At 52.8% G+C, this 20,316-nt stretch carries 18 protein-coding genes; 8 read left to right on the top strand and 10 right to left on the bottom strand.

Going from position 1 to position 20,316, the window contains the following annotated elements:
- Window positions 1–6 precede the first annotated feature (6 nt).
- The 5 genes from cybH to ACZ5BI_RS05650 all read right to left on the bottom strand — a co-directional run bounded on the left by cybH (window position 7) and on the right by ACZ5BI_RS05650 (window position 5,564).
- Window positions 7–1,320: a Ni/Fe-hydrogenase, b-type cytochrome subunit gene (gene cybH / locus ACZ5BI_RS05630; RefSeq protein WP_316098541.1), complete on the bottom strand. Its 1,314-nt coding sequence runs from the start codon at window positions 1,318–1,320 to the stop codon at window positions 7–9.
- Window positions 1,317–3,059: a nickel-dependent hydrogenase large subunit gene (locus ACZ5BI_RS05635; RefSeq protein WP_316098542.1), complete on the bottom strand. Its 1,743-nt coding sequence runs from the start codon at window positions 3,057–3,059 to the stop codon at window positions 1,317–1,319. Before ACZ5BI_RS05635 ends, cybH begins: the two co-directional genes overlap by 4 nt.
- The gene (locus tag ACZ5BI_RS05640; protein WP_316087311.1) at window positions 3,059–4,294 is read right to left on the bottom strand and encodes a hydrogenase small subunit; all 1,236 of its coding nucleotides are present in this window, start codon (window positions 4,292–4,294) and stop codon (window positions 3,059–3,061) included. Before ACZ5BI_RS05640 ends, ACZ5BI_RS05635 begins: the two co-directional genes overlap by 1 nt.
- Window positions 4,295–4,423: 129 nt before the next feature.
- Complete coding sequence (gene hypB, locus ACZ5BI_RS05645) at window positions 4,424–5,212, bottom strand: hydrogenase nickel incorporation protein HypB (RefSeq protein WP_316087310.1); 789 nt, start codon at window positions 5,210–5,212, stop codon at window positions 4,424–4,426.
- Between the two features lies 1 nt (window position 5,213).
- The gene (locus tag ACZ5BI_RS05650; protein ID WP_278619493.1) at window positions 5,214–5,564 is read right to left on the bottom strand and encodes a hydrogenase maturation nickel metallochaperone HypA; all 351 of its coding nucleotides are present in this window, start codon (window positions 5,562–5,564) and stop codon (window positions 5,214–5,216) included.
- 104 nt (window positions 5,565–5,668) lie between these two features.
- On the opposite strand from ACZ5BI_RS05650, the gene hypF reads away from it, so the two are divergent.
- Window positions 5,669–7,984 carry a carbamoyltransferase HypF gene (gene hypF / locus ACZ5BI_RS05655; protein ID WP_464895820.1) on the top strand — a complete coding sequence of 772 codons (2,316 nt, stop codon included), beginning with the start codon at window positions 5,669–5,671 and terminating at the stop codon, window positions 7,982–7,984.
- A gap of 44 nt (window positions 7,985–8,028) precedes the next feature.
- Here hypF and hypE read toward each other — a convergent pair whose 3' ends face one another.
- Window positions 8,029–9,159, bottom strand: a complete 1,131-nt coding sequence (hypE, locus tag ACZ5BI_RS05660; protein WP_464895821.1) for a hydrogenase expression/formation protein HypE — start codon at window positions 9,157–9,159, stop codon at window positions 8,029–8,031.
- A gap of 96 nt (window positions 9,160–9,255) precedes the next feature.
- On the opposite strand from hypE, the gene ACZ5BI_RS05665 reads away from it, so the two are divergent.
- Together ACZ5BI_RS05665 and hypD are read left to right on the top strand one after the other, a co-directional pair.
- The gene (locus tag ACZ5BI_RS05665; protein WP_238127413.1) at window positions 9,256–9,522 is read left to right on the top strand and encodes a HypC/HybG/HupF family hydrogenase formation chaperone; all 267 of its coding nucleotides are present in this window, start codon (window positions 9,256–9,258) and stop codon (window positions 9,520–9,522) included.
- Window positions 9,523–9,574: 52 nt separating this feature from the next.
- Window positions 9,575–10,723 (top strand): hydrogenase formation protein HypD, encoded by a 1,149-nt coding sequence (gene hypD, locus ACZ5BI_RS05670; RefSeq protein WP_464895822.1) that lies wholly within the window; start codon window positions 9,575–9,577, stop codon window positions 10,721–10,723.
- A gap of 251 nt (window positions 10,724–10,974) precedes the next feature.
- On the opposite strand, the gene miaA is transcribed toward hypD, so the two are convergent.
- Together miaA and miaB are read right to left on the bottom strand one after the other, a co-directional pair.
- Window positions 10,975–11,919 carry a tRNA (adenosine(37)-N6)-dimethylallyltransferase MiaA gene (gene miaA, locus ACZ5BI_RS05675; protein WP_464895823.1) on the bottom strand — a complete coding sequence of 315 codons (945 nt, stop codon included), beginning with the start codon at window positions 11,917–11,919 and terminating at the stop codon, window positions 10,975–10,977.
- An 8-nt stretch (window positions 11,920–11,927) separates the two neighbouring features.
- Window positions 11,928–13,442, bottom strand: coding sequence for a tRNA (N6-isopentenyl adenosine(37)-C2)-methylthiotransferase MiaB (gene miaB / locus ACZ5BI_RS05680; RefSeq protein WP_464895824.1), 1,515 nt, complete (start codon window positions 13,440–13,442; stop codon window positions 11,928–11,930).
- Between the two features lie 275 nt (window positions 13,443–13,717).
- On the opposite strand from miaB, the gene ACZ5BI_RS05685 reads away from it, so the two are divergent.
- Complete coding sequence (locus ACZ5BI_RS05685; RefSeq protein WP_464895825.1) at window positions 13,718–14,749, top strand: lipid II:glycine glycyltransferase FemX; 1,032 nt, start codon at window positions 13,718–13,720, stop codon at window positions 14,747–14,749.
- 169 nt (window positions 14,750–14,918) lie between these two features.
- Window positions 14,919–16,139, top strand: coding sequence for a DUF1015 domain-containing protein (locus ACZ5BI_RS05690; protein ID WP_464895826.1), 1,221 nt, complete (start codon window positions 14,919–14,921; stop codon window positions 16,137–16,139).
- A 97-nt stretch (window positions 16,140–16,236) separates the two neighbouring features.
- Here ACZ5BI_RS05690 and uppS read toward each other — a convergent pair whose 3' ends face one another.
- The gene (gene uppS / locus ACZ5BI_RS05695; protein WP_464896785.1) at window positions 16,237–16,968 is read right to left on the bottom strand and encodes a polyprenyl diphosphate synthase; all 732 of its coding nucleotides are present in this window, start codon (window positions 16,966–16,968) and stop codon (window positions 16,237–16,239) included.
- Between the two features lie 58 nt (window positions 16,969–17,026).
- Window positions 17,027–17,758, bottom strand: coding sequence for a DNA repair protein RecO (gene recO, locus ACZ5BI_RS05700; RefSeq protein ID WP_464895827.1), 732 nt, complete (start codon window positions 17,756–17,758; stop codon window positions 17,027–17,029).
- Between the two features lie 241 nt (window positions 17,759–17,999).
- On the opposite strand from recO, the gene ACZ5BI_RS05705 reads away from it, so the two are divergent.
- The 3 genes from ACZ5BI_RS05705 (at window position 18,000) to ACZ5BI_RS05715 (ending at window position 20,209) form a co-directional block, all read left to right on the top strand.
- Entirely contained in the window at window positions 18,000–19,274 is a 1,275-nt protein-coding gene (locus ACZ5BI_RS05705; protein ID WP_464895828.1) for an ATP-binding protein, read from the top strand.
- A gap of 255 nt (window positions 19,275–19,529) precedes the next feature.
- The gene (locus ACZ5BI_RS05710) at window positions 19,530–19,865 is read left to right on the top strand and encodes a nucleotidyltransferase family protein (RefSeq protein WP_464895829.1); all 336 of its coding nucleotides are present in this window, start codon (window positions 19,530–19,532) and stop codon (window positions 19,863–19,865) included.
- The gene (locus ACZ5BI_RS05715) at window positions 19,862–20,209 is read left to right on the top strand and encodes a HepT-like ribonuclease domain-containing protein (protein ID WP_464895830.1); all 348 of its coding nucleotides are present in this window, start codon (window positions 19,862–19,864) and stop codon (window positions 20,207–20,209) included. Before ACZ5BI_RS05710 ends, ACZ5BI_RS05715 begins: the two co-directional genes overlap by 4 nt.
- Window positions 20,210–20,316: the final 107 nt, after the last annotated feature.

Here is a 20,316-nt window from a genome sequence, read left to right on the forward strand (position 1 = left end):
TTCTATCTACAGTTCAGGGGCATCGTAGGGCTTTGAGGTACGCCGCATCCAAACCCCACCAGAAATCATCGAAGAAATCCCGCCGTGACGCTCAAGAGAATCTGCCCGGAAAGCAAGATAGATATGCCCGATAACGAAACCCCAGAACATAAACATGATCATGGCGTGGATAAAACGCATCATCGGGATTCCCAGCCAGTCGTTGGGAGCAGCCAATATTTGCCAGAAAAGGTTGGTATTTTTGTACGGCAATGCATACAGTGCTAATCCGATAAGCATCTGGAAAGCCCCAAGGACATAGATAGAGGTGTAGGCCATCTGCTGCAACGGATTGTGCGCCACATAGAGCGAGCTTTCTTTCCGTAGGAAGAGGTAAAAACCTACGGTCTCTTTAAAATTGATCCAGTCTTGCTTCTTCTTAAACGGCCAGAAAGTTTCCCACCTCATATAACGATCTTTAGAGATGAAAGCGATAATGACGCGGGCTGCTCCCACAGCCAACCAGGCAAATGCTGCTGTGAAGTGGATGAAACGCATGATCCCCATGAGGAATCCGGGATCAATTCCCCGAAAGAAAGTATCCCCAAAGAACGGATCCATAATGTAGTAGCCAGTTACGGAAAGGGTCACTATCAGAAAAACGTTAAACCAATGCAGGAAACGCAAGCTAGCGGACCAGACACTCAGCCTTACCCAGTCTTCGCTGGTGGGAGTAAGATCTCTGCCTCGCAAACCGGTACCCACCGGACGCACATTTACGAAGCCTTCCATAGTGAAGGGGCTAATCTTGCCGTTTTCGTCCACGGTGGCGGTTGCCACCCCCAGGCAGCGATAGCCGCGCGACCCCGCCATCTGCGCGTTCTTCCTGAGCAAGGTTCGCAGCGATCGCTCGGTTTCAGCGACATTCATCACTGACTCGAGATCCCCTCGGGCAATGATGGTATTACGAGACTCCCCGGTCTTGGTTCGTTTCATATCGTTGATGCGTGCCAGCGAGTAGCGGCGATCCACCGGGGGATCAAAGTTTTTGGCAGGAATCTCAACATTAGGTGCGCCATGGCGGAACCGGTAGCGCAGTGACTCTTTGAGCGCTACATCGACCGGATCGGTGCTGCCTTTAGGAGACACTGCCGCCATTACCAGCAGGCGGCGCAGGGAGATATCCGAACAGCTGAAGCCGCCCCCAACCTCAATCCCCTCGGTTTTGGCGCTATCTTGAGTGAAAAACTCAATTTGGCGATCTTTATTCGCTTTCGCTAAAGCTTTGTCAGAGGATTTCTTCGATACTTCTACAGTTGGCGTTCCCGCTTTGTCGTTCATGACGTCACCGCCTCACCCAGGAGATTGCCATCGGGATCGAGAATATGAACCCCACATGACATACAGGGATCATAGGAATGGATAGTGCGCATGGGCTCCAGGGGCGCTTTCGGATCTACCAGCGGATGAGTTCCGGTTCCCATCAGGGATTCTTCGTAGGGGCCGGTAACTCCTTGGGCGTCGCGTCCTCCCGCCAACCAGGTAGTAGGCACTACTGCTTGGTAGCGTTCTACCTTGCCATCTTTAATCGATACCCAGTGCGATAGGTCTCCGCGGGCAACTTCGATAAAGGCGTATCCTTGCGCCTGGGTAGGCCAACTACTCGGATCCCACTTACTGGCATCAAAAACCTCAATATCGCCTTTCTTGATGTTGTTAACCAGGGCGTTGTAATCCTCGCGCATTAAATCTGCGGAGACTACCGCTTCCGCTGCCCGAGCAAAAGTACGTCCCATCGTAGAGTTTATCTGTTTGGGAGTAATACCTAAGGTAGCGATCGCCCCGTCAAGGAGCTTCTTAACCGGTGCGTAACCTTGGGCGTACGCCAACAACATCCGTGCTACCGGTCCGACCTGCATTGGTTTACCCTCATAGCGAGGAGCCTTTGACCAAGTGTATTTATCGCGATCACCTAGCCATTTGAATGGGGGCTTCGGCCCGGTGTAGTTTACCGTGGTCTCGCCCTTATCGGGAGTAAGTCCCTTCTTGTCCCCCACCGAGTACTGGTACCAAGCAGAAGTAATAAACTCTTCAATCTTGTTAGGATCGAAAGGATGAACCTTGGTGAGGTCATCGTCGAATATCACACCCGGCTTAATGGCGGTGTGGGGTGAGGACAGACGAGATTTATTCGGGTCACCCGCAAACATCGATCCTGCCAGTCCCACTGCCAAGTAGTTTGGATGGGTAGCACCAATATCGAAGTAGTCTTTGTATACCCCGCCCAAGGCTAAAATATCCGGGTAGTAACAATCCTTTACAAACTCATTAATCTCCTCAACCCAGGTTTTTACTTGATCCATTTGCACCTGGTTTATGGATTCTGAGGACTTCGGATCAATCGAGCAGGCCATGCCACCTACCAGGAAGTTCGGGTGCGGGTTCTTGCCCCCGAATACCGTATTGATCCGAATCATGGAACGTTGGAACTCCAAAGCGTCCAGATAGTGAGCCACACACATCAAATCTGCTTCTGGAGGAAGGCGGTAATCCGGGTGATCCCAATACCCGCCGGTAAACACCGACAGCTGCCCGGAATCCAAAATCTTCTTTACCGTGTCCCGAACTTCGGTGAAGCGTTTCAGGTTATTGCCCCGCCATTTAGAACCGACCGAGTGGGCGAACTCCAGCGCTTTAGCTGGATCTGCTTTCGCGGCATTGGGGACATTAACGAAGTCCAAAGCATGCAAGTGATAGAAGTGGATCACGTGATCCTGGATTTCTTGCGATCCTAACACTAACGAGCGGATCAACCGCGCATTTTCTGGGGGATTGGAACCGATAGCGTCCTCTACTGCAGTAATGGAAGCAATCGCGTGAACCGAGGTACAAACCCCACAAATACGTTGGACGAAAGCCCAAACATCCCGAGGATCGCGATTTTGAACGATAGTTTCAATTCCTCGGAACTGGGTGCTCACGCTCCAGGCTTTTTTAATCTGCTCGCCTTCGGTTTCCATCTCTATACGCAGATGTCCCTCGATGCGGGTTAACGGGTCGATAACTACTTTTTCAGCCATTATTTCGCCTCACTGTTCTTTTCGGTGGCCTCAGGAACTTCTGCGTTAGGGTTTTCTTCCGTTGAGGGCGGCTCGGTATCAACATCCGTGGCTTCCCCAAAAGCCGCCATTGGAGAATTCCGGGTGGCTTTTCGATCCGCTGCGGCTCTAGCAGCGGTAACTCCCGCATGTACGGCGACTCCTGCCGCCACTGCGCCGGTAAAGCCCAATCCTACCTTCTCGGCAGTAGCTTCCACTCCGAATCCCGGAACACTGGGCAAGACTTGGTAGAACGGTGAGAAACGATCGAAAAAGTCACGCTCGGTACAGCCGATACAGGGGTGACCGGCACCAATCGGCCACCCTGATTTCATATTCCATTGCACTATCGGGCAGGGACTAAAGGTCGAGGGGCCTTTGCAGCCCACATCGTATAGGCACCATCCCTCCCGTGCGCCAGCATCGTCAAAGGTACGCACGAATTGGCCGGCATCGAAGTGAGGACGACGCGGGCAAGAATCGTGAATCCGCTGACCATAGGCAAAGAGGGGACGTCCCTCGGAATCAACTTCGGGAGGCTCGCCGTGAGTCAAAATATAGGTTAGGGAGGCGGTGATTACTTCCCCAATCGGAGGACAACCAGAAACGTTGATAACCGCTTTGTCTTTAATAATTTCATCTACCCCCACTGCTCCGGTGGGGTTAGGCTTAGCAGCTTGCACCGAACCGTAAACGGCGCAGGCACCCACTGCCAAGATAATGTCTGCGTTCTCAGCAGATTCGCGCAAAACCTGCTCTGCAGATTTGCCACCTATGGTGCAGTAGATACCACCATCTTTAGTGGGAATAGAACCGTTGACCACTAAGATATGCTTTTTGGCGTTAGTTTCAGCCAAAGCTTTTTCCGCAGCCTCACCGGCGGCCGCCATCAGCAGCTCGTTGTAGTTAACCGAAAGTAAGTTCAGTACCACTTCTTCTACCGTGGTTCCCCCGCTACGCAGAGCCGATTCCATACAACCGGTACATTCTTGGAGCTGGAGCCACACCACATTGGGTTTGGTGATCGCCCCTAGTTTATCGGCCAGCTCCTCGGCGGCTTTTTGGGCCGGAGCCGCATGCGCCATCTGGGGAGTACCCACAGCAAAAATTGCTGCCAAGCCAGCACAGTATTTTACGAAATCTCGTCGGCTGACCCCGGCACTGGCGAGGTTATCGGCGAGGGTGCCCTCCCGCCACGGTTTTATCTCATAACTCATTTCCGGTTCCTCACTGGTATTTAAGTTAGACCACAACGTCTGTCGAAATCATTATATCTAGCCACCGCCCACAAATCAGGGTAACCAGCTAATACGTCCACCGATATTACGCAAAAATAATTAGCGTATTCATAGTTGCTGCAGCCACTGAACCCAGGCGTCAATCCCCTGCCCTTTTTCGGCGGAAACTTCCACCACTTTTACCCCCGGGTTGACCTGCTTCAAGTATCCGCGGAAGCGATCCATATCAAAGTTAAGATAGGGCGCCAGATCCATCTTGTTAACCACCACGATCTCTACCGAGCGGAACATCACCGGATACTTTAGGGGCTTATCTTCGCCCTCGGTAATAGAGAACACCATCGCTTTGGCGTTCTCCCCCACGTCAAACTCTGCCGGGCACACCAGGTTGCCCACATTTTCGATAATCACCAGGTCAAGCTGACTGAGGTCTAAACCATCCAAAGTGTGATGCACCATAGGGGCATCCAAGTGGCATTCTCCCCCGAAGCCTTGGCCGGTGTTGAGTAGGGAAATTTGAGCGCCATAACCGCGGAGGCGATCGGCATCCAAAGGAGTCTCGATATCGCCTTCAATAATTCCGATCCGCATTTTTCCTTGCAGTTCAGCCAGGGTGCGCTCCAGCAGAGTGGTTTTTCCCGACCCGGGCGAACTCATCAGATTAACCACTTTCACGTTGTGTTCTGCAAACGCCTGGCGATTATGCTCTGCCAAGTGATCATTTTCCGCATAAATATCTTCTAGGATTTCAATGCGTTCCTTCTCGGTGTCATATCCCGAGTGATCTCCGATTACCTCCGGATCAGCTACATAGTCACCATGATCGTGATGGTGGGTATGATCCCCATGATCGTGTGAATGTACCGTGCCATCATCGTGGCGATGAAAACGTCCCATTTTATTCCTTCCCTAAGGGTGTTACCTCAATAGAAACCACTCTAAACTCTTCCCCACTAATTATCTGCAGATCCCGCGAGGAGCATTCTTGGCAGCGAAAATCCAACACTTCCCGCAATTGGGTGATTGCTTCGCATTTACGGCAAGACACCACCGCCGGTATTTCGGTGATATTGAGCCGGGCAGGACCGCGCAAAGTATTCTTACGAACCGCTCCCCAGGCGAAATGGAGAGCTTCGGGTACTACCTGTCGTAAATGTCCAACCTCTAATTCGACCTCTAGCACCTCACGTCCATCTGCGTTCCGCGAGACTATCCGCGCAAGTTGACGCGAAAGCGCAACTTCGTGCATGACCCTCCTTGAGTTCGTGACTTGCCGCTCACAGCGGAACCCTCTTAACCTTACCCGCTTCCCTTGACGCGGGTTAGCGCTAGGGTGGAAGTTGTTGATTTTCTATGAGGAGGACCCAGGTGCGGCGAGCCTATCGACTGAAAGGCGTGGTGCAAGGAGTAGGTTTTCGCCCCCACGTAGCCAAAGTGGCCTCAGGTTTTCCCTTAAGCGGTTTCGTGGGAAACGACGACGAGTCGGTTTTTATCGAAGCCCAAGGCGCCGCCAGCGATATTGATAACTTCATGGCGAAAATGCTGGCGACTCTCCCTCCCCTAGCTAAGGTTCTGCACACCGCTGCCTGCGATATTGCCGATATTGAGGGCGAAAGCGGATTTAGGATTGTGTCTTCGCGGCGGCGTTCTGGCGCGCGCACTCTGATTCCCTCCGATACCGCTACCTGCCCCGATTGCTGCCAAGAAATGATCGACCCCACTAATCGTCGCTATCACTACCCTTTTACTACCTGCACAAATTGCGGCCCGCGAGCAACGATTATGCGTGATTTACCCTATGACCGGGACACCACCACTATGGTTAAATTCCCGATGTGTCCGGCTTGCCAGGCAGAATATACCGATCCAAAAAATCGGCGCTACCACGCGCAACCGGTTAGCTGTTTTGATTGCGGCCCAGTGTTGTGGGTAAGCGATACTGCCAACCCAAATCTGCGTCCTCCCTCGGGAGATCGCCGCCCCTTGATCGCCGGAGCCCTAGACGAAGCTCGAGCCCGTTTGCTACGTGGAGAAATCCTGGCGGTGAAAGGTATTGGCGGTTTTCATCTAATGTGTGATGCCCGTAATGAAGAAGCAGTAGCCCGGCTACGCAAACGGAAAAATCGCGGAGAGAAACCGTTTGCAGTGATGGCTCCCAATATTGAGGCTGCTAACCGGCTGGCGCGGTTAAGTGATTCCCAGTTAAAAGAGCTGGCCTGCCCGGCGCGCCCCATCGTAATTGCTCCTTTCGGCTCCGAATATGATCTAGCGCCCGCGGTGGCTCCCGGGTTGGGGGACGTGGGGATACTTTTGCCCTATGCTCCTTTGCACTTAGAACTTTTGAGTGCTGACTGCTCGGACATGGCACTGGTGGCAACCTCGGGGAACCTGGCGGGAGAACCCCTGTGTTTTACTAACGAGGACGCCTGCGAACGTTTGTCGCGTATTGCGGACGGGTTCGTTTTCCATGACCGTGATATTTATTTGCCGATGGAGGACTCAGTTTTCTTAGCTAACTCACAAGTAACTATTCCTTCACGGCGTTCGCGCGGCTATGCACCGCTGCCGGTGGCTCTACCCCGGGTAGCCACGGCACCTATCCTGACGATAGGAGGGGAGCTAAAAAATACTTTTTGCCTGGCCAGCGGAGATTGGGCGCATCTGTCGGGGCATATTGGGGACATGGGCACTCTGTCCAGTCAGGATGCCTTAGACAGGGCGGTAACCCAGATGTTGAATTTCCAGCGTTCCCAGCCCGAAACAGTGGTTTGTGACCTGCACCCTGCCTATTCCACGGTCAGTTGGGCTTCCCGTTTTGCCGAACAGCGCGACATTGAGTTATTGCAGGTGCAGCACCATGTGGCGCATGCCTATAGCCTCCTGGCGGAACGCTCTCACTTGGATCCGGCGGTAATCGTGGCAGTAGATGGCACCGGGTATGGAACCGATGGCACTATCTGGGGAGGAGAAATCCTGGAGATTGCGGGAGCTACATGGCAACGCCGCGCTCACCTGCCCTCATTTAGCTTAGTGGGAGGCGACCGGGCAGTGCGTTATCCCTGGCGAGCCGCTTTAGGGATCGCCTATGATTGGAATCTGGATCGGATTACCCAAGAAATCAGCACCGAAATTGGCGATCGCCAGGAAAACAGCGCCGAGGTCGAACTGGTAAAAAGCCAGTTAAATACGGGATTCGGAGTAGTATCCACCACTAGCTGTGGCAGATTATTTGACGCCGCAGCCGCCATTTTGGGAATTTGCACGTCGGTCACCTACGAGGCGCAAGCGGCCATGGAATTAGAGCACGCTGCCACCACTTGGGCCAATACGCATGTACGGGCGCTGGCTCAACGCTTTGGTAGTTACCGGGAGCTTTTTGAAATGTTAGTTGAACCGGGACGGGAAGTTGGTGAGCGCGCCTGGCAGTTCCATCTGGGGCTAGCGCAACTATTGGCTGCCCAGGCGGGAGAAACTGCCGAAAAAGCGGGGATTACAACCGTGGGAATAACCGGCGGGGTTGCCCTGAATCGCCTATTTAGCAGTCATTTCACGCGGATAATGCACGAAGACGGCTATGAAGTCTTGACTCACCAGACCGTGCCTCCAACTGATGGGGGTCTGAGCCTAGGACAGGCGTGGGCCGCTATTTTAGGGGCAAGTGAAGGCTAATACCACTAGGCAGAGTTCTACCTTTGACGCCCTCCCCTAGATCGTTAGCAGATTCGCGGTAGCGGATCGCCCACCAACATATCAATCATCCGAGTACCCCCGAAGGCCGTCACCATCACCACTGATGACTCCGGTTTAGAAACTACTCGTCCGATATTAGCGGCTTCTTCCCCGCCCGGAAGTGCCCGTAGCGCCTCCAGCGCGGTATCTACCTGGTCAGCGGGAACTACCGCACAGAACATACCTTCGTTCGCCACATAGATAGGATCGATCCCCAACATATCGCAGGCACCGCGGGTCATATCGTGTACCGGAATAGATTCGTCCTCGATAGCTATCCCTAAGCCGGTAGCCACCGCTAGTTCGTTCAGCACCGTTCCCAGCCCGCCGCGAGTAGCATCCCGCATCCAGCGAGTATCCGGAACCGCCGCCATTAAGGCTTCCACCAGGTGATTAACCGCGCGAGTATCAGATTTAATGGGGGCTTCAATCGCCAAATCCCCGCGTGCCATCATCACCGACATCCCGTGATCTGCAATCGCTCCCGAAACAATAATCCGGTCACCACGCTTAACTTGGTCTGCTCCTAGTTGACGCGAAGGTGGCACAATCCCGATTCCGGCAGTGTTGATAAATAGTTTGTCGCCGCTGCCTTTGGGAACCACTTTGGTATCGCCGGTAACGATTCTTACCCCCGCACTCTCGGCGGCCTCGCGCATCGCCTGCACTTCGCGGCGTAAATCTGCGATGGGCAATCCCTCTTCCAAAATAAAACCGGCACTAATCACTTTGGGGATAGCGCCCGAAACTGCCAGGTCGTTCACAGTACCATTTACCGCTAACTCCCCAATAGAGCCACCGGGGAAGACGATAGGATTAACTACATAAGAATCAGTGGACATTGCCAACTTGCCGCCGTCAAAACTTCCGTCCTCGCTGTCAGAGCCCAGCAGTTCTGCCAGGGGCAGCACCCCCGCATCAGTTAGTTCCGCAAGTACCTCGTTGCCATAACCAGAAACAAAAACTTGATCAACCAGGGCAGCCGAAGCTTTCCCTCCCGCCCCATGCGACAGCGTCACGTATTCATCTTTGAGTTTCATGCCGCGACTGCGCACCCGGGCAATATTGGAGTTTACTTTTGCTTCGTCATTATTAAGGCGGTTTTTCGGATCCACATATCGATAATTGCACAATGGGGTGTCATTTTCATCTTTTGATAGCTCAACTAAATGTCAGTAATCTGGAAAAGAAGCTTGCTAAAGGAGATTCATATGTGTTTGGGAGTACCAGCCGAAATCGTAGCATTCGACGAAACCGAGAGCGGCCGCGCCAAAGTTTCCCTATCTGGAGTGGAGCGCATGATTTCCACGGATTTACTGGCAGACGAAGGTTTGAAAGTTGGCGACTGGGTGCTGGTACACGTGGGATTTGCCATGTCTCAGATTGATGCCGATGAAGCCGCCACCACATTGGAGCAGATAAAAAAGTTAGGACAGTTCGAAGATGAACTAGAACAGTTCAAGACCACCTCGGTTTAACCGTCCCTGCCTTACCTAAAGAATCTTTTGACCGCGAAATGAGACAGAACAAATGAAGTACGTTGACGAATTCCGTGACCCCCAGTTTGCGCGCCAACTGGTAAAACGTATCAACGCGGAGGCCAAGCACTTTGAGCGTCCGCTAGCATTTATGGAGATTTGTGGCGGACACACCCACACTATTTACCGGCACGGCCTGGAGCATTTATTGCCCGAAAACGTACAGTTCATTCACGGCCCGGGCTGCCCGGTGTGCGTGATTCCCATGGGAAGGGTCGATGACGCCCTCTGGCTGGCTAATCAACCGGACGTCATATTGACGACTTTCGGGGACATGATGCGGGTACCGGGCTCGCAAGAATCCCTACTACAGGCGAGGGCGCGAGGACGAGACGTACGTTTCGTCTACTCTCCCCTGGACGCTTTAAAGATTGCGAAAGAAAACCCTGATAAAAAGGTTATTTTCTTTGCTATCGGGTTTGAAACTACCGCGCCCTCGACTGCCGTTACCCTGCTAGCAGCCAAGAAACAGCAGGTAAAGAACTTTTCCGTGTTCTCTAACCACGTGAAAATCGAGCCACCACTGCGGGCAATCGTAGGCGCGGATGAAACCCGGATTGACGGTTTTATCGGGCCCGGTCACGTAGCCACCGTCGTCGGCTCGGACGCCTTCAAATTCTTGCCAACAGAGTACAACAAACCGGTGGTAGTAACCGGTTTTGAGCCGCTCGATATTCTACAGTCGGTAGCCATGCTAATCGACCAATACCTATCGGGAGCAGTCGAACGCGGTGAATCGCGAGTAGAAAACCAGTACTCGCGGGTAGTGCGTCCCGAGGGTAACCTCGCTGCCCTCCGGCTCCTGGATCGGGTATTTTCTACCCGCGACACTTTCGAGTGGCGCGGCTTAGGGTGGATGCCCTATTCCGGGATGGGGATTTCCGAGGAATTTGCCGCCTGGGACGCGGAACGACTGTACAAGGTGCCGGGCGTGCGGGTTCCCGATCCCCCCGCCTGCGAATGTGGATCGGTACTCACTGGACGCATCAAACCTTGGGAATGTAAAGTGTTTGGCACTGCCTGCTCGCCCGAAAAACCCATCGGTACCTGCATGGTTTCCCCCGAGGGCGCGTGCGCCGCGTTCTATAACTTCGGTCGCATTGATCGAGAAACTGCCCACGCTATCGTTATTGAGGACTAGCCGAAACTGCTTGTGGGTCTGTTTACGGGTCTGGCTCGGTAAAAGCGCTCCGGGGACCCCACGTTCCGCTTGGAGCAAGCGGAACGAGCCCCTCTCGCATCTTTTACCGGCCGCGCCCCTTTCCCTCGCAAATACTCTATGCCTCTGAGCGGCTCTGACTGGGCACGCGGGGGCGAGGTTTTGGGCAGGAGGAAAAAAGTTTTCCGCGCTCTTACCTGCATTAACCTAGTCAAATCGGAATTCTAGGCAGTTTATTGCTCTGCGTTGATTCCGAGTAGAGTTAGGGCTTGTTTGACGTTGGCGGATGTGCCGGCTTCGCCGTCTAACCAATGGATTCTGGGGTCTTTGCGGAACCATTTGCGCTGTTTGCGTGCTAATTGCCGAGTTTGCAGCGCTATTTGCTCTGCAGCCTCGTCGCGAGTGATTTTTCCGGCTAGCAAATCCATAACCGTCTGGTAGCCGGTGGCGCGGCAAGCAGTGGGAGTATCTGCCAGCCCCTGTTTTTCTAGCTCCGCGACTTCCGCGATAAATCCTTGCGCCAGCATTTGGGTAGTGCGCTCGGCTATACGCTCATCAAGCAGTGGAAGCGGCCAGGAGATTCCCAACTGCAAAGCAGGCTGGAAGTATTCTCGCCGCGGCATAGTGGCTGAAAACTTCCTGCCGGTTAGCTCATAGACCTCCAGGGCGCGAATCACCCGGCGTTCATTAGCCGGCACGATTCGGGCTGCGGACTGCGGATCAACTTCGGCGAGGCGTTGATGCATTTTCTCTATCCCCAGCTGCGCTGCCTGTGCTTCTAAGCGGGCTCTAATAGCACTATCGGTTCCAGGAAACTCGATTTTGTCAAGGGCAGCGCGCACATATAGTCCGCTCCCCCCTACTAGTATCGGCAGGGCATTGCGCGAGCGAATCTGCTCAATAACTTGGCGGCAACTGCGCTGATAGTCAGCTACTGACGCTTTTTCCTCTAGCTGCAAAACATCTAACAAGTGATGCGGGATTCCCCTGCGCTCATCTACCGGAATCTTCGCGGTTCCGATATCCATACCGCGATACAGCTGGAAAGCATCAGCCGAAATAATCTCGCAAGCGATTCCTCTCTCCCCCAACGCCGCAGCTAAGTGCAGGGAAAAACCAGACTTACCCGAGGCAGTTAGCCCGACTACCGCTAGGAGCGGAAGATTGGAGGAATCCATTAGACCACCTATCCGCGAGGACGAATGGCGGGAATTCCCAGAGAAACCTGCTGGGAGTATTCCTCCTGCTTACTCTGACGCGCCTGCCAAGCATCCCCGGCTCGGGTAGCACGTACCGAAAATAATCCCCCCTCCAAGGCGGAATCCGCGAGCAAGTTATGGGGAGCGCCATGGGTGACAGTAGCCGTAACCATATCTCCCGGTCGGGGCATTTCCTGTCCGGCAGGTAATGCTACGTGTACTAGGCGTCCATCTCGGGCGCGACCAGATACCCGGTGAGTTTCTTGATCTTTTCGCCCCTCGCCCTCGGAAACTAATACCTCTACTTGCCTGCCTACAAGTTTCTGGTTTTCTTCCAAACAAATCTGGTCTTGCAGCGCAATCAACCGGTTGTAGCGTTCCAGTTTCACCTGGTGAGGTACTTGATCTTCCCGGTCAGCCGCTGGGGTGCCAGGGCGCGGCGAATACAGGAAGGTAAAGGCAGAGGCAAAACGAGCCTGCGCTACTACCTCTAGAGTCTGCTGGAAATCTTCCTCGGTTTCTCCGGGGAAGCCTACGATAATATCGGTGGAAATCGCGGCCTCGGGCATAGCTTCCCGTACTTTATCCAGTATCCCTAGGAAGCGTTTTTGCCGGTAGGAGCGGCGCATCGCGCGTAAAATAGTATCAGAGCCCGATTGGAGTGGCATATGCAAGGTGGGCATCACGTTTTCAGTTTCCGCCATTGCCCAAATCACGTCATCACTAAAAGCCGCCGGATGCGGGGAAGTGAAGCGTACTCGCTCTAAATCTTCGATATTTCCGCAGGCACGCAACAGTTTGGCGAACGCTCCCCGATCTCCAAATCCCGCGCCATAAGAATTGACGTTCTGTCCCAGCAAAGTCACTTCAATCGCGCCTTGAGAAACCACGGCTTCTACTTCCGCGAGTACTTCCCCCGGGCGGCGATCGCGTTCCCGTCCCCGCAGGGAAGGCACTATACAAAACGTACAGGTGTTATTACAGCCAACCGCGATTGACACCCAAGCGGAATAGGAGGATTCTCGCCTGGTAGGCAAAGTGGACGGGAAAACTTGCAGCGACTCTGCAATTTCTACTTCAGCGCGGTGATTGTGCCGTGCCCGCCTAAGTAATGCGGGGAGCACATCTATATTGTGGGTGCCGAATACCGCGTCCACATAGGGGGCTTTTTCAATGATTTTTTCGCGCATCTGCTGCGCTAAGCAACCTCCCACCGCGATTTGCATTCCGGGACGTTCCCGCTTCACGCTAGCCAGTTGCCCGAGGTTCCCAAAGAGGCGATTAGCTGCAGCTTCCCGCACCGAACAGGTGTTTATTACTACCACATCAGCGCCGCCGTCCCCAGCATTAGTGGCGCGCGCGGCTGCTTTGGGCACCAGCTCCACCGGTATCAAGCCGTCAGCTTCTAGCAGCCCCGCCATCCGTTCGGAGTCATGCTCATTCATCTGGCAGCCAAGAGTTCGCACATGATAGGTGCGAGGCATTTTATCGTTGCTTGTCATCGCGCTTAAGTCTAATAGGCGAGCTCCAAGTAGCGAAAACGACTGTGACCGAGGGCTCTTTGGCAAGTTGTGTCATTTGTTTCCCCTCTCCCTGGAGGAAAGTAGCGGTTAGCTGTTATCTTCTGCCCACTGATTTACCAAGGAGACAATTTCTTGACCAAGTTCAAAATCGCTGATTAATGGTATTAGTACTGTGCTAAGACAGTAAAGTATTCTAAATTCGGATTTCATTCCGGAGCATCTGTAGTTATCTCAAAAAAACGAGGAGAGTTACCGTGCCTATTTTAGATTTAACGGACAGCGAAGCGGTAGCCCGCTATGAAGAATTCGTTGCTACCAGTCGGTACGGTCACGTTATGCAATCGGTTAACTGGGCAAAAGTAAAAAATAACTGGGACAGTGATTACGTTTATTTGGAGGACGATGCGGGAAATATTACCGCCGCCCTGTCAATACTCTCGGTCAAGAATGATGGATCCCACGCTTTTATGTATGCCCCGCGCGGCCCGGTCTGCGATTTTAAAGATATCGACACCGTGAAAGCCTTAGTTGAAGAAGCTGCCGCGGTAATTGAAAAACGTAACGGATTTGTCTTAAGGATGGATCCCGAGTTCGCCTATGACGAGGGAGTACTGGAAGGCTATCGCGATGCCGGAATAGCTAATTTGAAAATAACTACTAGAGGAGCTGATGAACACAGCTTCTCCAATCCCCGTATGCATATGATTGCAGACATTAGCATGGGGGCTCATGACGAATTCCTGAAAACGGTAAAATCGAAAAACAAATGTAAAATCAAAGTTCCTTATAAACATGGCCTGGAAACTATGCGTTTTCATCGTGGTAATCCCGGGTTTGAGCAAGCACTCGATAAATTTTATGAACTAACCAAGATTATGGCGAAGCGCCAGGGAATCACCTATCGCCCTAAAGATTACTTCGTGCGCCTATTTAATGCCTTCCCCCCCCCAGCCGTAACTCTCTATGAAACTCGCACCCCCGAGCAGGAGGTACTTTCTTGCGCCATCGCTTTGGGCTTCAACCGTAAATGTTTCTACATTTACGCTGCCAGTTCCAATGAAAAACGAAATCTTCGTCCCAGCTATCAGATGAATAATGAAGCAATAAAGGACGCAATTGACCATGGATACACCCAATACGACATGGGAGGTATCTACGAGATTGATAACTCCGGGGGCCTCTATAGCTTCAAGAAAGCGTTCTGTGGCGAGGGCGGCCTCATGGAAATGATTGGACAGTTCGACTGGGTTTATGACTCGGACATATACAAAGAATTCAGCAAATAACTGGAGGACGCTCGCTATTTTCCCTGCGCACACGGGGGATTAGGCGCGAAGACCCTTAACACCAGCATTAGTTCCCATCTTTCCACTGGCTAGTGGGTGGTACGAACCTCCGAAACTGGAGCCAAGCCGATAAGCTGGGGACAAAGGTAATAGCTTTAAGGAGATTTTGATGCCGAAGTTGCGTCCTTTCCGTGCGCTGCGTCCCACTAGCGAGGCTGCCCCGCGGGTAGTGGCACTGCCCTATGACGTTATGAACCGTGAGGAGGCTAGCGCGCAGGGCAAAGACCCGAACTCTTATCTGCATATCACGCGCGCGGAAATTGATTTGCCCCTAAGTGTGGATCAACACGCTGACCAGGTGCATGAGCAGGCAGCCACTAATCTGGCGGATTTTATTAACCGGGGCGTGCTGGTTCGCGAAGATCGCCCTTGCCTATACCTGTACCGGGAGACTTGGCGGGGCTCGAGCCAGGTAGGAATCGTAGGGTGCGCCCAGGTTGCCGATTATCAAGACGGCATCATTAAACGGCACGAGAAAACTTTAGCGATTAAGGAAGCCGACCGGATTAAACATTTTGACCGGGTGAATGCCCATACCGAACCGGTATTTCTCACCTATCGCGCGAGTCGAGAAATAGACGCCCTCACGGCGCGGGTAACGAAAGAAGAGCCGCTACTCAAAGGAGAAACTCTGGAAGGCACTGTCCATGAGCTTTGGCCGCTCTCGCCGGAAGATACTTCTTTAGCGAGCGACGTCTTTGAATCATTGGATTACTTTTATATTGCCGACGGACATCACCGCTCGGCTTCCGCCGCAAAAGTGGGTCTTTCTCGCCCCCAGCGCGCAGATGCCCCCTGGAATGAATTCCTAGCGGTCGCGGTTCCCGACCACGACCTGCGTTGCCTGCCCTATAATCGGCTAGTGCTTGATTGGGGAGATACTACCCCCGAACAGTTCTTGAAAGACTTATCGCAGGTAGCAGCACTTACTGAACTGAGCGAGTTTGCGGCCCCGGAAAATGCCGGTGTTTTCAGCATGTATCTAGGCGGAAAATGGTACGCCTGCCGCTTCCATCCTCAGGTTTTAGCCGGTAAAGAGCTGCCTGATTCTTTAGATGTGTCTTTGCTGCAAGAAACCGTGCTCTCTCCCCTGCTGGGAATTACTGATCCGCGCACCAGTGAACGCATCGAGTTCGTAGGCGGGATTCGCGGGGACAGCGAACTTAAAGCAGCGGTAGATAAGGGCGCTGCCTGCGCGTTCTACATGTACCCTACCCAGATTAACCAAGTAATGGAGGTGGCTGACGCGGGGCAAATCATGCCCCCTAAATCCACTTGGTTTGAACCGAAACTTGGCAGCGGCCTGTTCGCTCATCCCTTATGGGATTAGGCGGCAGGCTGCATTTGCTAATTCCCCGACCGCAAACTGCGAACCGGTTTAGGACCCGAGGTTTAACGCCTTTTATTTTACGAGGACGCAGGGAAACTTAGGCGGGCTGAGGCTGATCTTTCGCGCCCCCAAAACGCCGATTGCGTCCTCCAAATGCAGTTAATTCCCGCCAGAGTTGTTCCCGTTTAAAATCTGGCCACATCTCGGGAACGAAACTAAGTTCCGCATAGGCGCATTGCCAAAGCAAAAAATTAGACAGGCGTTGTTCCCCGGAGGTGCGAATCAGCAAATCCACATCCGGCATGCCCCCCAGATACATTTCCCGCGCCAAGGTGTCCTCGCGGATATGATTTTCACTGATTTCCCCGGATACCACCCGGCGGGCAACCGCGCGCGCCGCATCAACCAGTTCCGCGCGCCCTCCATAATTAATACACATGTTAAACACCAGCCCGGTGTTATTTCGGGTTAGTTCCCGCGCCGCTTCTAGCTCCTTGATAACCGATTTCCAGAGCCTCCCTCGCCTGCCCGACCAGACTATGCGCACGTTCCAGTCGTTTAGTTCATGGGAGCGACGGCGAATCACATCCCGGGAATACCCCATTAGGAAACGCACTTCCGCGGGAGAGCGTTTCCAGTTCTCGGTAGAAAAAGCATAGACACTCACCATTTTTACCCCGGCCTCTACGGCTCCGGCCAGGGTGTCCATGAGCGATAATTCCCCGGCCTCGTGCCCAGCGGTTCTAGGTAATCCCTGCTGGTTAGCCCACCGTCCGTTGCCGTCCATAATCAGCGCCACATGGGCTGGCACTGGCGACAACGGGGGCATTGAGGAACCCTGCCCAGGGGGAACGGTAGCTACGAAGTCTTTATCGCTCATGTTCTTATTATGCCTTGCGTGCCATCACCGACAAGGATTTTAGTTTTCGCTCTAGCACCCATTCGGTATAGGCGGTGACCACTTCTTCTGCTATCCCCTGAGTTAGCGGATCCGCCTGGTAGACCTGCGGCCACTGTCCCGCCAACAGCGCGGTGAGCAGGTCGGTTATTGGCTTAGAGATGCGGGTACCTCCGCTTAGCTGACAGTTTTCGCAAACTACTCCGCCAGCAGGTGCGGAAAATACTTTAAACGGCCCCGCGGTACCGCAGAGGGCGCATTCGCTTAAAGCTGGCGCCCATCCGGCAATCGCTAGAGTGCGTAATAGGTAAGAGGACAGCACCATGCCCGGGCGGTGCGCCCGGTTTGCTAAAGCGGGTATTGCCCCAGCTAGCAGATGATATTGGCTGCGCGAAGCCTCGCCCTCGGAAAGCTTCTCGGCGGTTTCTAGCATTACCTGCCCCGAGAGGTACCGTTCATAGTCGCAAGCGATTCTCGGAGCATTAAGGCTGAGCGAGGTAGCCTGAGTAACCGTGTCCAGGTTGCGCCCGGAGTGTAGCTGCAGTTTTACCCGGTTGAAGGGGCTAAGGCGCGCCCCGAATTTTGAGGACGTGCGGCGCAGTCCTTTGGCTACCGCCCGCACCTGCCCGTGCTCTAAGGTCAGCAGGGTTAGAATCATGTCTGCTTCCCCTAGTTTGGTGGTTCTAAGGACAATCGCCTGGTCGGTATAGGTTCGCAGCACCCGCTCATTATCTCATATCTAGTTGCAGCTTCTAGGTTCAGCTTTGGATACAAACCCCACCTTTCAAAGGGAGCTGGTGGGCAACTACTAGCGCCTGGCTTGAAAATATGGATAGCAGCCGCCCGCGTAAAACCTGCAAAACGATTGCTAGATTCCTTGTAAAACGATTGCTAGACTTCCTGCAAAACGATTGCTAGAATTCATGTAAAACGACTTTTAGCATCTATTAATTGAGGTAAAAGTGCTTCCAGGTTCTTCTGAAACATATCTTAGACGATACGTAGATAACGAGCTCGATGCGCTGCTTCCAGAGTTACCTGGAATCGCGCTTGATGGCCCTAAAGGCGTGGGGAAAACCGTTACTGCTTCCCGTAGAGTCGAAAGCGTCCTCGAACTAGATTCTCCGGATGTACGTAATCTAGTTGCTTCGCAGATACGAACAGTGCTTACCTCCCACAAAACTGTATTGCTTGACGAATGGCAAAACTATCCTCCGGTCTGGGATGGCGCCCGCCGACTTATCGATGAAAAAGCCGATACTCGTTTTCTATTTACCGGCAGTGCTACCCCGATTGAGAATGTGGACACCCATTCTGGCGCCGGGAGAATTATTTCACTGAGAATGCGTCCTCTGGCATTATCGGAACGCCCCGGCAGCACTCCAAAGATCTTTATCCGCGATATTTTTTCCTCAAAACCCTTCTCCACTCCGATATCTGGGGAAAGTAACTTCTCTTATTCGGATTACGCCCGCGCCATCTGTTCCACCGGCTTCCCCCAGATAGAAGACCTTTCTCCTCGGGCGCGCAGGGCGGCCGTTGCGGGCTATATTTCGCGGATAGTTGACCGTGATTTCCCTGAACAGGGAGTTACCCTGCGTAGACCAGCGGCCTTACAAGCATGGCTGCGTGCATATTCAGCTGCTACTGCCACCACTGCTTCGTATACCAAGATATTAAAAGCTGCGCTACCAGCAGAGGGCGATTTACCCTCAAAATCAGCCACTAGCAGCTACCGAAACCTCCTAGAAAAACTCTGGATTTTAGATCCGCTTCCTGCTTGGTCGCCAACTTATACGTCCTTCGCAAGATTATCGAAAGCTCCTAAACACCACCTGGCAGATCCGGGGTTAGCCGCTTATCTTATGGGGGTCAGTGAAGATGTTTTGACCAGTGGCGCCGAGGGAACCTTAGAAATTTATGGGCAGCTATTTGAATCGCTGATGTTGCTCACCTTGCGGGGAGCCGCTCAAGAATGCGAATCTCAGGTCTTCCACTTCCGCACCCCTTCGGGAGAACGTGAAGTAGATGCGATTATCGAGCGCTACGATGGAAAAACTATCGCATTCGAAGCTAAGTCCTCCGCAATCATAGATACAGAAGACGTGCGCCATCTCAACTGGCTAGAAAAGCGACTTGGAAATCGGCTGCTAGATAAAGTCTTGGTCTACACCGGTACTTACGCTTATCGTCGCAAAGACGGGGTAGCGGTAATCCCTCTGGCGCTACTCGGTTAGCGCAGTCCAGAGGGCGCTATCGCACTATTTAGACACCCTAGCGCAGATACTGTAAAGCATTTACCACTTTCCAATAGCCTCTTAACTATCTCTTCCAAAGCGAAACACTCCTCCTAACTCGACCATTTCGGACGCTAATATCGTCTTTTCGACTAGGAATAAAGATAGTAATCTGCGGTTAGCGAGCACCCTCTTCCCTTCGAATTATTAACTAACGGCAGTGAAACTGTGGTTGCCAACTGATAGCATGATTTTGTGTTCGTTGATACCCCAGGTAGCTTAACTCCGGAAACGCTGCAGTTGCGCGCCCTATTAGCTGCAAATACCAACGAGTTTCGGTCTTTACTGGAAAAATACGGAGCTTCAAATCCGCTTCTTTTTGGCTCGGTAGCCCGTGGCGATGCCAACGCTAAAAGCGACATCGACATCTTGGTTGAGATGAGCCCCGAGGACGGAAACCTGTTAATGCGAGCGAGCGGGCTATTGGAGGAAACGCGGGATCTTTTAGGGGAAAATATAGATATTTTCCCTACTCAACTACTTAAATCAAAGATTAGCCAGCAAGCACTAAATGAGGCAGTACCGCTATGAATCGAGACGACAAATCACGCTGCCAAGACATTTTGCGAGCCATTAACAAATGTGAATGCTATCTGAAACAACTAACCCCTGATAGCTCTGCCGAGTTTACTGAGATGGTAGAGGATGCTATAGAACGGAACCTACAAATAATAGGGGAAGCCGCCAGCCGTTTGTCTTGTAAGGTCACCGACTCAAATCCAGATATTCCCTGGACGCAAATCAGAGGATTTCGCAATATTCTAGTTCACGAATATTTCGGAGTTGATATCCAGATAATCAGGGACGTAGTCGAAAACCACTTACCAGCATTAAAGAGCGCGTTAGAGAATCACCTTAAACGGACACAGCCTTAAAAACACCTGGTTGTTCAAGCGATGATCTCTACAAAGACGGAGTAGCAGTGATTCCTCTGTCGCTCCTAGGTTAATGCAGCTCAGAAAGTGCTAGCGGACTATTTGCA

The sequence above is a fragment of the Varibaculum sp. GTC20041 genome, assembly GCF_055387755.1.